Source organism: Subtercola boreus (assembly GCF_003399645.1).
Lineage (GTDB): Bacteria > Actinomycetota > Actinomycetes > Actinomycetales > Microbacteriaceae > Subtercola > Subtercola boreus_A.
Genome location: NZ_NBXD01000007.1, coordinates 330,928 through 345,101 on the forward strand (window position 1 = coordinate 330,928; position 14,174 = coordinate 345,101).

Below are 14,174 nucleotides of genomic sequence, written 5' to 3' on the forward strand. Positions count from 1 at the left end.
TCGTCAGGCCTTTCGCCGGCGACGGAGGATGTCGATCACGATCGGCAGCACCGAGACGATGACAATCAGCACCGCGATGACTTCGATGTTGTCTTTGACGAACGGGATGCCGCCGAGGAAGTACCCGGCGAGGGTGAGGATCAGCGCCCAGGCGATGCCGCCGATGCCGTTCCAGACCAAGAACGAGCGGAACGGCATCTTGGACATTCCCACGATCGGCGGCACGAATGTGCGAACGAGCGGCACGAAGCGCGCCAGCACGAGGGCTCGGCCGCCATAGCGGGTGAAGAACTCGTCTGCCTGGTCGCGGTACTTCATCTTGAACAGGCGTGCGTCGTCTGTGAACAGTCTCGGCCCGAACCGTTTGCCGATGTGGTACCCGGTCTGGTCGCCGAGGATGGCGGCGGCAGCCGTACCGGCCACCAGCAGCGGCAGGGGAAGCCCGAGCGGGCCGGCGAGCAGCGCGGCCGTGAAGACGAGCGTGTCGCCGGGCAGGAACGGGAACAGCAACCCGGTCTCGATGAACACGATCGCCATGACGACGACCAGCGCCCAGGGTCCCACGCCCTCCAGGAGCGGCGTGGGGTCGAGAAGGCTGGCGGTGTGTACGTGGATCACTCGATGGCCAATGCTCTGACGGGGGAGACCCGTACGGCGGAACGGGCGGGAACGGCGGAGGCGACGACGGCGAGAATGACGGCGCCGGCGACGATGCTGATGATGATCCACGGCGGGATGGTGGGTGCGAAGAACCCGCCGATGTGATGGTCGCTGGCGATCGCGGCGAGCACACCCGCCCACCCGTAGAAGACGCCGAGAACGAGGCCCGTGGCCCCGCCGACCACGGTGAGCTGGATGCTCTCGGCCAGGATCATCGTGCGAACCTGCTGTTTCGTGAAGCCGAGTGCCCGCAGAAGCCCGATCTCACGGCGTCGCTGGATCACGCTGAGCGACAGCGAGTTGACCAACCCGACGGCGGCGATCACGAGTGAGAACCCGATGAGCACCGCCAGGATGCCCATGGTCAGCTGCAGGAAGGCCTGGTCTCCCTCAGCGTCGGCGGCTTCTGCGCCTGCGGCCACCGGTCCCGTCTGGGCGAGGAAGGACTGCCCGGCGACCGAGAACATCGTGACCAGGGTGACGCCGATGACCAGTCCGATCGTCGAGCGGGAGGATCTGGCGGGGTAGCGCAGCGCGTTCGCGCTGGCGAGCACGCTCGGCGTCGATGAGCCGGTGAGCCGCCCGGCGGCCCGCAGCATGGCCGGAATGAAGAAGCTCGAGCCGAGCACGAACCCGACGAAGCTCAGCGCGCCACCGGGAGCCGCGATCAGCAGCCCGAGCGGGGTCTTCAACCCGACGGCGACGCCCGCGACGAGAAGCACGATGCCGCCGACGAACGCTGCGATCACCAGGGTGCGGCGGCGCCCGGGCATCTCGGCGGCGGTGACGACCTTAGGCTCCTGGCTCGCACCGGTGGCCTCGATGGGAGAGACGGCGAGAATCCGGCGGGAACCGAACCACGCCGCACCCGTCGTGCTCAGCACCCCGACGAGAACCGGGGCGAAGAGCAGGGGTGAGAGCGTGTCGATCGAGACGTCGACGAAGGTTCCCGAGGTGACGAGGGCGCCGTATGCGAGCTGGGTGACGAGGAGCCCCACGACGAGGCCTGCAACCGAACCGGCGAGGCCGACGACGGCACCCTCGATGGCGATGGCACCGCGGAGGGTACGGGCCGACGCACCGAGCAGCCGCATCAGGGCGATGTGTCTGGCGCGCCCGGCCATGATGATGCCGAACGTGTTCGCGGTGACGATGCAGGCCACGAACACCGCGATGAAGAAGAACAGCAGGTCGAGCACGTCGAGCAGCGCAACGACGTAGCCGTGCTTGATGAACTGGCCGCCGATGGACTGCACCCGCAGCACGATGTCCATCTCGATCATCATCGTCGCGAAGACAGAGGTGATGAAGGCGACGAGCACGCTCGACGTGTGCTGGCGGCCGCCGTGCACGAGCTCCCGCAGGGCAAGGGCGATCACGTCGCGACCTCGAGGCTCAGGATGATGTCGGAGAGGGTCTTCGCGTCGCTCTTCGCGACATCCCGAACCACACGGCCGTCGGCGATGAAGATCACCCGGTCGGCGTGCGAGGCGGCAACGGCATCGTGGGTCACGAGAACGACGGTCTGCTGGAACTCGGCGGTGAGGTCGCCCAGCAGCCCCAGCACCTCACGGCTCGAGCGGGAGTCGAGGTTGCCGGTCGGTTCGTCGGCGAACACCAGCTGCGGGCGCATGGCGAGGGCGCGGGCGATCGCCACGCGCTGCTGCTGCCCGCCGGAGAGCTCGTGCGGGCGACGCGCTTCGAGCGTTCCGATACCGAGGCGGCCGAGCAGCAGGCGCACCCAGGCCAGCTCGTCGGTGGTGGGCTTTCGCCCGTCGAGTTCGAACGGGAGGGTGACATTGCCGAGCACGCTCAGCGTCGGCACGAGGTTGAAGGCCTGAAAGACGAAGCCCAGGTTCCGGCGCCGGAGAAGGGTCAGGGCATTGTCGTCGAGGTGGGTGATGTCGGTGTCGCCGATGCTGACCTGCCCGCTGGTGGCGGTATCGAGCCCGGCGAACACGTGCATGAGGGTCGATTTGCCCGAACCGCTGGGGCCCATGATCGCCGTGAGGCTACCGCTGGTGATCTCGAGGTCGACGGCATCCAGCGCAGTGGTCGCACTGGTGCCGCTGCCGTAGACCTTGCTGACGCCGATTGCAGCGGCGGCAACCCTGGCGGATGCGTTGCTCATCAGAAAACTCCTTCTCGTGGGTCATTCCACGCTACGAAGAGGTCCCACCCCTGCGAATCGGCCGAGCGGAGCATCTTGGCCGTACATCGCTGTGATGACGGGACCGTCAGCGTCAGTCGGAGCCGATGAGGCCGTTCTCGTAGGCGAAGATCACCAGCTGCACCCGGTCACGCAACCCGAGTTTGCCGAGAATGCGGCTGACATGGGTCTTGACGGTGGTGTCGCTGAGGTGGAGGGATGCCGCGATCTCGGCATTGCTCAGCCCCGAGGCGATGAGGTCGAAGAGGTCGAGCTCCCGCGGGGTGAGGGCTTCGAGCGACTGGGAACGGTTCGCGGTGTGCGGAGCGGCGAAGCGCCGGATGAGGTTCGTGGTCGCACTCGGTGCCAGCACGGCGCTGCCGGAGTGCACGGTACGGATGGCCGCGAGCAGGAATTCCGGGTCGGTGGACTTCAGGAGAAAACCGCTCGCCCCGGCGTTGATCGCATCGAAGGTGCGGTCGTCGAGGTCGAAGGTGGTGAGCACGATGAACCGCGGCCGTGGCCCGGCACCCGGCGGCTCGGCCAGCACGCGGGTGATGGCCTCGATGCCGCCCATCCGGGGCATCTCGAGATCCATCAGCACGACGTCGACGGGCGTCGAAGCGACGAGCTCGACGGCTTCATGGCCGTTCGAGGCCTCCCACTCGACGGTGAGGTCGTGCTGGGAGTTCACGACCATCGCGATTCCGGCGCGGAACAGTGGCTGGTCATCCGCCAATCCCACCCGGATCGAGCTGCTCACTGCAGTGTTCCCGTGACCCGGTAGGGCAGGCGGGCATCGACCCGGAACCCGGGCGGACCGTCGGTACGGCGGCCGGCCTCGACGGTTCCGTCGAGGAGCCGCATCCGCTCGCGCATGCCGATCAGTCCCTGGCCGGGAAGCACGACCCGGCCGGGGGCCTGCGGGGGCGAATCGGATGTCTCCACCGTCTCGACGCCGAAGCACACGTCGTTCGGGCCCCAGTCGAGACGCACGGTCGCCGCTGTTCCCCGGCCGCCGTGCTTGATGGCATTCGTGAGCGATTCCTGGAGCACGCGGAACATCGTCAGGTCGTGGGCCGCGGTCAGCGGCATCCGGATGCCCGTCTCGCTCACACTCACGTCGAGGCCGGCCTGCCGGACACTGGTGACGAGCACGTCGAGGTCGCCGGTGCTGATGCCGGCGGTCGTCGCGTCTCCGGGTTCACGCAGCACGCTGAGCAACTCGTGCACGTCATCGAGGGCGGAGCGTGCAGTGCGGTTGATCGTCTCGAGGGCCGTCGTCTCAGCGAGGGGGTCGCTCGCTTTCGCGTAGCGTGCCCCGTCGGACTGGGCGATGACCACGGCGAGCGCGTGGCCGATGAGGTCGTGCATCTCGCGGCTGAGCAGGGCGCGTTCGCGCTCCTGGGTGAGGCGAGCCTCCGCCAGGATCCGGTCGCGGTCACGGTCGGCCCGCGCCGCGGCCGACGCCCGGCGGTTTCGCACCAGAACACCGAGCGCCCAGAACAGGGCGAGAGCCGCCGCGATCACGCCGCTCACGATGACGGAGTAGACGCCGCGCGACACCGGGTCGGTCGGGATGAGGGCGCCGTCTCCGGTCGGGGGAGCGAACAGGATGAGACGGGCGCCGGCAATGCCGCCCCCGATCACACTCGAGGAAAGCCCCGCCCATCGCACGAGGCGGCTCTCCGCCAATCCGGTCGTGAAGACGGCGGCGAGGATCAGGATGTCCCCGACCAGCAGGCCGTCGACCGTCGCGACCTGCACCAGCGCACCGACCCAGGCGATCGCAAGACCGAGGCCGGGCATCCGTCGCCAGAAGGCGAGGGAGAGGGCCAGAACGATGTCGATCAGCATTCCGGCGACACCATCGCGCACGAAATCTGCGGCGCCGAACAGCACGAACGCCGCGACGGCGACGCTCGCATCGGTGATGCGCGGGCGCCTCTCGAACCAGATCAACACACGGGCAACTCTAACCCTGCGTGGTGCCGCACCCCTGAGAGTGAGGGTAGCCTTACCTTGCCCGAACAATGTGTGTGAAAGCCCGAAGGATCCATGAAACGCCTCCCCGTCATCGTCGCCGTCTCGGCGACAGTCGCCCTAGCCCTCTCGGCCTGTGCCGGTTCAGCCTCGACCCCCGCCACGCCCGCTGACCCCTCGTCTCTCGCGGGGACGTCGATCACGGTCTACAACGCCCAGCACGAAGAGCTCACCCAGGCCTGGGCCGATGCCTTCACGGCCGAGACCGGTGTCACGGTGACTCTCCGCAACGGCGACGACTCCGAACTGTCGAACCAGCTCGTGGCCGAAGGCGCTGCGTCTCCCGCCGACGTGTTCCTGACCGAGAACTCGCCGGCGATGTCGCTGGTCGAGAACGCGGGCCTGTTCGCCGATGTCGACGCGTCGACGCTGGCGCAGGTTCCGGATGCCTACCGGCCGTCGACCGCGAAGTGGACCGGCATCGCGGCCCGCTCCACGGTGCTGGTCTACAACCCCTCCCTGCTGCCGGAGGCAGACCTGCCCGCATCCCTCAGCGACCTCGCCGACCCGGCGTGGAAAGGTCGCTGGGCCGCATCTCCGGGCGGAGCCGACTTCCAGGCGATCGTCTCGGCCTACCTCGACCTGAAGGGTTCTGACGCGACCCTGGCGTGGCTGACGTCGATGAAGACGAACTACGTCGACTACAAGGGCAACAGCACGGTCATGAAGGCCGTCAACGCCGGCCAGGTTCCGGCCGGTGTGATCTACCACTACTACTGGGCGATCGACCAGGCCGGCACGAAGGAGAACAGCGGCAACACGAAGCTGTACTACTTCAAGAACCAGGACCCGGGCGCATTCGTCAGCATCTCGGGTGGGGGAGTGCTTGCCTCGAGCAAGAAACAGGCCGCTGCGCAGGCGTTCCTCGCGTTCATCACCGGTACCGCCGGCCAGACGATCCTGCAGACCGGTACGAGCTTCGAATACCCCGTGGCCAGCGATGTCACCCCGAACACGGCGTTGCCCGCTCTCGACACCCTCGATGCCCCCGCCATCGACCCCTCGACGCTGAACAGCACCGAGGTCACCGACCTCATGACGCAGGCCGGCCTCATCTGATGGCCGCAGGGCGGCTGAGGCCGTCACTCCTGCTCGTCACGGTGGCGGTACTGGCCGTCATCATGCTGCTGCCCGTCGGCTACGTGGTCGCCATCGGGTTCCAGGTCGGCTGGCCGACGCTTGCTCCTCTGGTGTTCCGGCCGAAGGTCGGCGAACTGCTGGTGAACACCGTGCTGCTCGTCGTTCTCGGCGTACCCGTGACGATCCTGCTCGGGGTGGGCGGCGCGTGGCTCGTCGAACGCACGACCCTCCCCGGCCGACGGGTCTGGGCCGTGCTTCTGGCTGCACCGCTGGCCGTCCCGGCATTCGTGAGCAGCTACGGCTGGGTCAGCGCCATCCCCTCCATCGGCGGCATCGGCGGGGGCCTGCTCGTCGCGACTCTCGCCTACTACCCCCTGGTCTACCTGCCCGCGGTCGCCACGCTCCGCCGGCTTGACCCCGCGCTCGAGGAGTCCGCCCGGGCACTCGGGCTGGGGCCCTGGAGGGTCTTTGCGCGCGTCGTTCTGCCCCAGCTGAGACTTGCCGTCTGGGGCGGCGGCCTCGTCGTCGCCCTGCACCTGCTCTCGGAGTACGGCGCGTTCGCGCTCATCCGTTTCGACACCTTCACCACCGCGATCGTCGTGCAGTACCAGTCCACCTTCGCCGGCCCCGCCGCCAGCGCGCTCGGCATCGTGCTCGCCGGGCTCTGTCTCATCCTGCTCTTCGGCGAATCGGCGACGCGCGGCGGGGCGCGGTATTCCCGGGTCGGATCGGGTGCGGCGAGACCCGCGGTGCCGCAGAGACTCGGTCGGGCGACGCCCGTCGCCCTCGCCGGGCTGGTGGTGCTGCTGGTCGCAGCGATCGGCGTTCCCGCCGCCAGCCTCGTGCGCTGGCTCAGCATCGGCGACCCCTGGTCGCAGCGCGAACTGCCGGGGGCCATCGTGCAGACGGCGGGCCTGGCCGCGATCGGTGCCGTCGCGACGGTGCTCGTGGCCCTCCCCATCGCCTGGCTGACCGTTCGTCACCCGGGTCGTCTTCCCCGATTTCTGGAAGGCGCCTCCTCTCTCGCCAGCAGCCTGCCGGCCATCATCATCGCGCTGGGCCTCGTCACGATCACCATCCGGGTCGTTCCGGCGCTGTACCAGTCCGTGTTCACCGTGGTGCTCGCCTACGTCATCATCTTCCTGCCGCGCGCGCTCGTGAGCCTCCGTGCCGGCATCGCCCAGGCGCCGGTCTCCCTCGAAGAGGCCGCCCGGTCGCTCGGCCGCTCACCCCTCGTGGCTCGCGCTCAGGTGACCCTGCCCCTCATTCTCCCCGCCCTCGGCGCAGGGGCTGCGCTGGTGGGGCTCGGGGCCGCCAACGAACTCACCGCGACACTTCTGCTCGCCCCCAGCGGTACGAGAACCCTCGCCACCCAGTTCTGGTCGGCCAGCACGTCGGTCGCCTACTCCGACGCAGCCCCCTACGCGCTGCTGCTCATCGTGCTGTCGCTTCCCTCGGTGGCCATTCTCTTCCTGCAGACCCGAAAGCGTGTTCGCTGATGTCAACACTCGTTCTCACCGGCATCACGAAGCACCTGGGCGGGCAGCCGGTTCTGCAGAACGTGACCCTGACCGTACCGAGCGGCTCACGAACATCCGTCGTCGGAGCGTCAGGCAGCGGCAAGAGCACCCTGCTCCGTCTCATCGCCGGGTTCGATGCTCCGGATGCCGGACAGATCAGCCTCGGCGGCGCCGTTCTGGCGGGCGGGGACTCGTCTGTTCCCGCGCACCGCAGGGGGGTGGGGTATGTCGCGCAGGATGGGGCCCTGTTCCCGCACCTCACGGTCGAGCAGAACATCCGCTTCGGACTGCCCCGAAGGGCACAGCGCTCGGCACGGGTGGCCGAGGTCGCTGCCCTGGTGGCCATCGGCAGCACCCTGCTCGGCCGGTATCCGCACGAGCTCTCCGGAGGCCAGCAGCAGCGGGTCGCCCTGGCCCGCGCACTGGCGCCCGAACCCGAGGTCGTGTTGCTCGACGAACCGTTCAGCGCGCTCGACACGGGGCTGCGGGCATCCACCCGGAGAGCGGTCATCGAGGCCCTCGAACAGAGCGGCGTCACCACGATCCTCGTCACTCACGACCAGGATGAGGCCCTGTCGTTCGGTGACCAGGTCGCGATCATTGCCGGCGGCCGGATCTCGCAGGCCGGACCGCCGGCTGCGGTCTTCGACGACCCGCACACGGAGGACATCGCGCGGTTCCTCGGAGACGCGATCTTCCTGGCCTGCTCCGTGCGCGACGGCGGTGCGCACACGGTACTGGGATCGCTCGCCATCACGCACGACCACAGCGCGCCGGGGGAGGGCCAGAAGGCCCTGGTCAGGCCCGCGCAGTTCACCATCGACGGCGGGAGCGCCTCACCCAACGCCACAATCATCGACGTTCAGACGGTCGGCGCGAAGCTCGACGTGCTCCTCGAGGTGAGGCCGAGCAGGGATGTGGTCCGCCTGCCGTTCGTCACCGCCGTCCCTGAGCGTTACAGGACAGGTCAGGCGGTTCGAGTGGATGTCGTCGGCGGGGTGGTGGTCTACCCGGGCTGACGGTCCGTGAGCGTCACGGACACGATCACGACCGCTTCGTACCCCGCAGGCCACGATCGAGGAAGTCGATCATCCAGGCGAAGCTCTCATCGATGTCGGCACTGAGCTGGAAGCCGTCTGCCGCCTCGAGGGTTGCAAAACCATGCAGCATGCTCCGCAGCATCCGCAGGGCGTGTATGTGGTCGTGGTCAGCGAGCCGGTAACCGTGCAGAACGGCGGAGAGTGAGGCGAGGGTCCGTTCGATTGCGGGGCCGAGCGGATCGTCGGCACCGGTGGGGCCGACCCCTGTCGTCGCCGCGTACCGACCCGGATGCTGTTTGACGTAGTTGCGCAGGGCCTGGGCCGCGGCGGCGAGGGCTTCGACGCCCGCGCGGCCCTGGGTGGCGTCGCGGACCGTGTCGCCCACCTCGGTTGCGCCGAGCACGGCGATGCCGTGGGTGAGGGCGGCGAGGCCGTCGACGTGTTTGTACAGGGAGGGTGTCTTCACTCCGAGGCGTTCTGCGACGACGCTCATACTGAGCTGGTCGAGACCGACCTCGTCGGCCAGGGCGGCTCCGGCCTCGACGACCGCCCTGGCGTCGAGTCCCGCCCTAGGCATTGCGGGGCTGCGTGGCCGGAGCGAGCGTTCTGCCGAGGAACGGCAGGAGCAGGTCGAGAAGCTCACGGGGTGTCTCGGCGTGCGGGTAGTGGCCGGCGCCGTCGATGACCGCGAGCTCGCCCAGGCCGGCGGGGAGGTCGGCGAGGATGCGCTCGCCCTCGGCGCGCGGGTCGGCCCAGTCGGGGTCGGCGCTGCCCTCGACGATGAGCACCGGGCATCGTACGTTCGCCAGTTGGGCGCCAGCATCGGCGGGGGTGGTCTTCGTCATCGCCTGCAGCACCCGCCCGTACTCGGGCTGGCTCAGGGTGGCCTGGATGCGCGAGCGTTCGGTGCCCCAGTCGGTGGGCTTGGCGGAGATCGCGAGGTCGAGGTAGGCCAGCCACGCCGTGAGGCTTCCCGTCATCATGACCTTCGCGAGCTGCACGGTGCCCGCCCGGTGGTTCTTGACGCGGAGGAGGCCTCCGAGATCCATGGACTGCTTGCGTGTGAAGGGCGCCAGTTCGGCGAGGCCGACGATCAGGTCGGGTGCAGTGGCGGCTGCGATGGTTGCGGCTCCACCGCTGATCGACTGGCCGACGATGACCGCGGGGCCGCCGAGGTGACGAACGAGGGCGACCAGGTCGCTGGCGATGTCGGTGCGGCTGTAGCCCTTCCACCCTGTGCTCGAGTCGCCGCAGCCACGGATGTCGACACTGGCCACGCGGTAGCCGGCGGCCGCGAGGACCGGTGCGACGAAGCGGTAGGAGTGCCGGCTGTCGCCCATGCCGTGCGCGAGCACCACGAGAGGCCCTGCCCCGGTCAGGTCGTAAGCGATGGTTCCCTCGTCGAGGGTGAGGTACTCGGTCATATCGGTCTCCTTTTGGCTAATGTTCGTAGCTTAAAGCTAATACGGTTAGCCGATGCTGTCAAGGAGACCGAGTCAGCCTTTGGCGTTGCCGCCGTTGCCCTTTCCCTTCCCATTGTTGCCGTTCCCGTTGCCGTTGTTGCCTGTGGTCGCCGAGGGCGACGGCGAGGGGGCGGGAGCGGGCGCAGGCGCGGAGGCTGACGGTGCCGGGGCGGGGGACTCGGGAGCCGGGGAGGCGGGGGCCGTGGTCGGCGGGGTGGTGGCGGGGGTCGTGCTGTCGTCGGTCGGGGCGGCGGTGTCTTCGGGGGCGGAGGAGTTTCCGTCGGCCGGAGCGGCCGTTTCGACGACCGGCTCGGTGCTGGGCGCAGGTGTCTGGGTGGTGGCGGGGGCGGGGCCGGCCGGGGCGGAGTTGGAGGCCGGAGTCAGGAGGGTGCCACCGACCCAGATGGCGCCGGCCAGAACGACGGCGCCGACGAGGGCGCCGATGAGCGCACCTCTGCGACGTTTCGGGCGTTCGGGCTCTGCGGGGTCGCCGAGGGGAGTGTCGACACGGCCCGGAGGGGCGGCCGCGGCTGCGGCTGCGACGGCGGGCGCCGCAGAGCGGTGAAGCGCGACCGTCGGGGCGGTGGGTGAGTCTGCGGGGTGAAGGGCGACGGTTGCGGCAGTGGGCGCATCCTGGGACGGCAGCGCAACGGTCGGCGCATCCTGGGGCGGCCGGGCAGACGCAGGCAGCGCAGAAGTCGCCAGCAGTGCGGTGGCGGCCGCGGCACCAGCCCCAGCCCCAGCCTCAGCACCAGCACCAGCACCAGCCTCCCAGGTGACGAGATCGCGCGCGATGTCGCGCGAACGCACCGCGACCTCGAGTGCGGTGGGCCGGGCCGCGGGGTCGCGCGCCGTCATCTGCGTCAGCAGCGACACCCAACTCGCCGGCAGATCGTCGCCGACGACCGGGTCGCGCGAGGCGCGGGCGCTCATCGACTCCACGACGGTTCCCGGATATTCGCGGCGGCCGGTGAGGCCCTCGAGAACGACGAGTCCGAGCGCATACACGTCTGCCTCGGGCCCCGGGTAGGCGCCGGAGGCCTGTTCGGGGCTGAGATAGGAGGCGGTGCCGACGATCATGCCGACCGTCGTCATGCGATCGTTGCCGACGAGGTGGGCGATACCGAAGTCGGCGAGTTTGGCGCGGTGGGTGGGCGCCGGCAGGCCGGTGGGGGAGAGCAGGATGTTCGCCGGTTTCAGATCGCGGTGAACGATGCCCTGGGAGTGCATGGCCGCAAGGCCCTCGGCGATGTCGGTCGCGATCTGGGCGGCGATCGCCCCGCGGAGCGGTCCGTGGTCGAGCGTCGAGCGGAGGTCGGGCCCGGGAACGAGCTCCATCACGAGAAAGCTGGGCACGGCGCTGTCACCCGAGGCGAGGTGCGCGTCATACATCGTGACGAGTGTGGGGTGGTTCAGGCGGGCGAGCACATCGACCTCGCTGCGGCGCCGGTCGTCGTCACGGGCTTCGCCGGGGTTGAAGAGTTTGAGCGCGACGGCCCGCCCGAGCTGCTTGTCGCGCGCCTCGTAGACCGTCGACATACCGCCCGCTCCGATGCGCCCGGTGATGGTGTACCGGTCGGCGAGGGTTCTGCCGATCCATCCGGTGTCGTCGGAGGCCATGTTCCCTTTCGTGCCCGTCGCGTGGGATGTTGCTGGGGATGTCGCGGTTCGCTAGTCAAACTAACTAACGGTGCCGCACACTAGACAGTGTGACGGATTCATTCGACTACAGCGACCTCGTGCGGGAAGACGCGGCCGAGGCGAGCGCCACGGGCCACGCAGGCGGCGCGGATGATCGAACAGCGGATGACACGAATGTACTCGAAGCGCTGCACATGTTCCGCGCGGCCGAAGCTGCGATGCGTCGCCGCACCGGCTCGGCCATGGGGCTCGGCGAGAACGACCTGCTCGCGCTGCGGTTCATTCTCAACCAGAGGGCAGCCGGTCATCCGATCGCGTCGAAGGACGTGACGAGGTACCTCGGCATCTCGAGCGCCTCGACCACAGTGCTGTTGCGCCGACTCGAGGCGGGCGGGTTCATCGAGCGGCGGGAGAACAGCTCCGATCGCCGGTCCAGCGAGATCGTGCCGACGCCGGCGGCCGAGGGCGACACCGGGCCCATGCTCGCGATGGCGCAGAACCACATGGCGGCGGCCACGCAGACGCTCTCTGCCGAGGAGGCTCGCACGGTGGCGCAGTTCCTCACGATGATGCGGGCCACGGTCGACCAGATCGGTGCCTGAACCGCGCTCCGCGACGGTGTGCACTACACGCCGGCGGACACGCTTGTCAAGAGATTGCTAGACCACTGAACTAGTTGCTAAGTTCACATCATGAATATTCTCGTTGCAATCATTGCCATCGTGGCCGTCGTCCTTCTCATCACCGGCGGGGTCACCCAGTCGCTGAGCTTCCTGATCTGGGTCGGTGTCGTTCTGCTCGTCATCGCCCTCATCGTCTTTCTGCTCCGCTTCATCTCGGGCCGCAGCCGCGTCTGACGCGGCGCGTCCGTTTCGGACAAACCCCTCACCTCTGAAAGAAGGAGCACCATCATGAGTCTCGGATCAGGAATCGTCCTTTTCGTCATCGGCGCCATCCTCGCCTTCGCTGTCGACATCCAGGTGTCGTGGGTCGACCTGCAGGTCGTGGGGTACATCCTCATGGCGGCCGGCGTGGTCGGCATCATCCTCGGAATCGTGCTTATCACGCGCCGTCGACAGACCTCCATGACCACCCGTTCAGCGGTCGACCCGGTCAGCGGCGAGAGCGTCTCGCGTCGTACGGTAGACCGCAACGACCCTCTCGTCTGACGTGTCGGGGCCGCCGATCGACAAGACCCTCGGCGGCCGCTACCGACTCATCGAACCCATCGGGCACGGTGGTATGTCGACGGTGTTCCGGGCGCGTGACGAGGCGCTGGGTCGGGATGTCGCCGTCAAGCTCTTCCACACGAGCGAGTCGTCATCCGGCCGCATCGACGCCGAGCTCACCGTGCTTGCGACCATCGACCACCACGCCCTGGTTCAGCTGTTCGACGCCGGAGCCGAGCCCGACGGGTTCGGGCGCACCAACCGGTACCTCGTCATGGCGCTGGTGGGCGGAACCGACCTGCACCAGCGCCTCGCGAGTGGTTCCCGGCTCTCCGCCCGGCACATCTCCGAGATCGGGTACGACGTCGCTGAGGCTCTGGACTACATCCACGCGCGGAACGTCGTTCATCGCGATCTGAAACCCTCGAACATCCTCCTCGTCGACTATCGCGACGGTTCGACGCGTGCCCGCGCCAAACTGACCGATTTCGGTATCGCGCTCGCCGATGGGTCGGAGCGCCTCACCGCCGAGGGTGCCACCACGGGAACCGCCGCCTACCTCAGCCCGGAGCAGGCCGCCGGCCGGGACGTGTCTGCGGCGACCGACGTCTACTCCCTCGGTCTGGTTCTGCTCGAGTGCTTCACCCGGCGTCTGGAGTTCGCGGGCAGCATGGTCGAGTCGGCCATCGCACGCCTCGAGCGGGATCCGGTCATCCCCGACAGTCTCTCGCCGCTCTGGCGCGAGCTGCTGACGGCGATGACCGCGCGCAACCCCTCTCTGCGACCGCAGCGCCACGAGCTCGTCGCCGCCCTGCGACAGGTGGTGATCGCCGAGAGCGGCCGCCACAAGATGGATGTGGCTGAGCCGCTGTTCATACCGGGGGCGCCGGCCGGGTCGACGCCGCGCTACCACTCCGCCATCCTCGACACCCTCCCGAGCGAGGCGCTCGACCGGGTGACCGCCATGGCGGCCAGGCTCTTCTCTGCCCCGATCGCGATCGTCAGCGTCGTCGACCACGATCGCACATGGTTCCGGTCGCATTACGGTGACGCCGTCGACGAGATCGCCCGCCAGATCGATCTGACGGCTGCGCTCTCGCCGAGCGACGAGCCGATCGTGATCGAAGATGGGCGAACGGATGATCGTGCCCGGGATCATCCGCTGGTCACCGGCCCGCTGCAGCTCCGGTTCTATGTCGGCGTACCGTTGCGTCGCAGCAACGGAGCGGTGATCGGAACCCTCAGCGTTCTCGATTTCATTCCCGGAACCGTCAGCGCGGCCGAGGTCGCGAACCTGGAAGACCTGGCTGCGCTCGTCGTCAGCCAGCTCGAACTGCGCCAGCTCAGCCTTCAGCCGACGGTCGAGATGACCGCACCCGGGGTGGGGCGGCAGGCCTTCCCGTGACCGT

General features: G+C 68.6%; 15 protein-coding genes. 7 read left to right on the forward strand and 8 right to left on the reverse strand.

Going from position 1 to position 14,174, the window contains the following annotated elements; genetic code table 11:
- Positions 1 to 3: 3 nt before the first annotated feature.
- The 5 genes from B7R24_RS03860 to B7R24_RS03880 all read right to left on the reverse strand — a co-directional run bounded on the left by B7R24_RS03860 (position 4) and on the right by B7R24_RS03880 (position 4,774).
- Entirely contained in the window at positions 4 to 618 is a 615-nt protein-coding gene (locus B7R24_RS03860) for a VTT domain-containing protein (protein WP_253259254.1), read from the reverse strand.
- Positions 615 to 2,039, reverse strand: a complete 1,425-nt coding sequence (locus B7R24_RS03865) for an FtsX-like permease family protein (protein WP_116417646.1) — start codon at positions 2,037 to 2,039, stop codon at positions 615 to 617. The genes B7R24_RS03860 and B7R24_RS03865 overlap by 4 nt, the downstream gene beginning before the upstream one ends.
- A complete protein-coding gene (locus B7R24_RS03870; RefSeq protein WP_116417647.1) occupies positions 2,036 to 2,791 on the reverse strand; it encodes an ABC transporter ATP-binding protein in 756 nt (251 codons plus the stop codon). Before B7R24_RS03870 ends, B7R24_RS03865 begins: the two co-directional genes overlap by 4 nt.
- A 112-nt stretch (positions 2,792 to 2,903) precedes the next feature.
- Entirely contained in the window at positions 2,904 to 3,572 is a 669-nt protein-coding gene (locus tag B7R24_RS03875) for a response regulator (protein WP_116417648.1), read from the reverse strand.
- The gene (locus tag B7R24_RS03880) at positions 3,569 to 4,774 is read right to left on the reverse strand and encodes a sensor histidine kinase (protein ID WP_116417649.1); all 1,206 of its coding nucleotides are present in this window, start codon (positions 4,772 to 4,774) and stop codon (positions 3,569 to 3,571) included. Before B7R24_RS03880 ends, B7R24_RS03875 begins: the two co-directional genes overlap by 4 nt.
- 93 nt (positions 4,775 to 4,867) lie before the next feature.
- On the opposite strand from B7R24_RS03880, the gene B7R24_RS03885 reads away from it, so the two are divergent.
- Genes B7R24_RS03885 through B7R24_RS03895 form a run of 3 tightly spaced genes read left to right on the forward strand, consistent with a single transcriptional unit; the run spans position 4,868 to position 8,471 of the window.
- Positions 4,868 to 5,911, forward strand: a complete 1,044-nt coding sequence (locus B7R24_RS03885) for an iron ABC transporter substrate-binding protein (RefSeq protein WP_116417650.1) — start codon at positions 4,868 to 4,870, stop codon at positions 5,909 to 5,911.
- Positions 5,911 to 7,431 carry an ABC transporter permease gene (locus B7R24_RS03890; protein WP_116417651.1) on the forward strand — a complete coding sequence of 507 codons (1,521 nt, stop codon included), beginning with the start codon at positions 5,911 to 5,913 and terminating at the stop codon, positions 7,429 to 7,431. The genes B7R24_RS03885 and B7R24_RS03890 overlap by 1 nt, the downstream gene beginning before the upstream one ends.
- Positions 7,431 to 8,471 carry an ABC transporter ATP-binding protein gene (locus B7R24_RS03895; protein ID WP_216363604.1) on the forward strand — a complete coding sequence of 347 codons (1,041 nt, stop codon included), beginning with the start codon at positions 7,431 to 7,433 and terminating at the stop codon, positions 8,469 to 8,471. The genes B7R24_RS03890 and B7R24_RS03895 overlap by 1 nt, the downstream gene beginning before the upstream one ends.
- Before the next feature lie 25 nt (positions 8,472 to 8,496).
- Here the strand turns inward: B7R24_RS03895 and B7R24_RS03900 are convergent, their stop codons facing one another.
- The 3 genes from B7R24_RS03900 to B7R24_RS18265 form a co-directional block, all read right to left on the reverse strand.
- Positions 8,497 to 9,069, reverse strand: coding sequence for a TetR/AcrR family transcriptional regulator (locus tag B7R24_RS03900; protein ID WP_116417653.1), 573 nt, complete (start codon positions 9,067 to 9,069; stop codon positions 8,497 to 8,499).
- Positions 9,062 to 9,916: an alpha/beta fold hydrolase gene (locus tag B7R24_RS03905; protein ID WP_116417654.1), complete on the reverse strand. Its 855-nt coding sequence runs from the start codon at positions 9,914 to 9,916 to the stop codon at positions 9,062 to 9,064. The genes B7R24_RS03900 and B7R24_RS03905 overlap by 8 nt, the downstream gene beginning before the upstream one ends.
- A gap of 72 nt (positions 9,917 to 9,988) precedes the next feature.
- Positions 9,989 to 11,575, reverse strand: a complete 1,587-nt coding sequence (locus B7R24_RS18265) for a serine/threonine-protein kinase (RefSeq protein WP_116417655.1) — start codon at positions 11,573 to 11,575, stop codon at positions 9,989 to 9,991.
- An 89-nt stretch (positions 11,576 to 11,664) separates the two neighbouring features.
- Here B7R24_RS18265 and B7R24_RS03915 point away from each other — a divergent pair, with 89 nt between their 5' ends.
- The 4 genes from B7R24_RS03915 (at position 11,665) to B7R24_RS03925 (ending at position 14,170) form a co-directional block, all read left to right on the forward strand.
- Positions 11,665 to 12,198, forward strand: a complete 534-nt coding sequence (locus B7R24_RS03915) for a MarR family winged helix-turn-helix transcriptional regulator (RefSeq protein WP_253259255.1) — start codon at positions 11,665 to 11,667, stop codon at positions 12,196 to 12,198.
- Positions 12,199 to 12,288: 90 nt separating this feature from the next.
- The gene (locus B7R24_RS17500; protein ID WP_172582694.1) at positions 12,289 to 12,453 is read left to right on the forward strand and encodes a hypothetical protein; all 165 of its coding nucleotides are present in this window, start codon (positions 12,289 to 12,291) and stop codon (positions 12,451 to 12,453) included.
- Positions 12,454 to 12,507: 54 nt separating this feature from the next.
- Positions 12,508 to 12,765, forward strand: a complete 258-nt coding sequence (locus B7R24_RS03920; protein WP_116417656.1) for a DUF6458 family protein — start codon at positions 12,508 to 12,510, stop codon at positions 12,763 to 12,765.
- Between the two features lies 1 nt (position 12,766).
- The gene (locus B7R24_RS03925) at positions 12,767 to 14,170 is read left to right on the forward strand and encodes a protein kinase domain-containing protein (RefSeq protein ID WP_253259256.1); all 1,404 of its coding nucleotides are present in this window, start codon (positions 12,767 to 12,769) and stop codon (positions 14,168 to 14,170) included.
- Positions 14,171 to 14,174 lie beyond the last annotated feature (4 nt).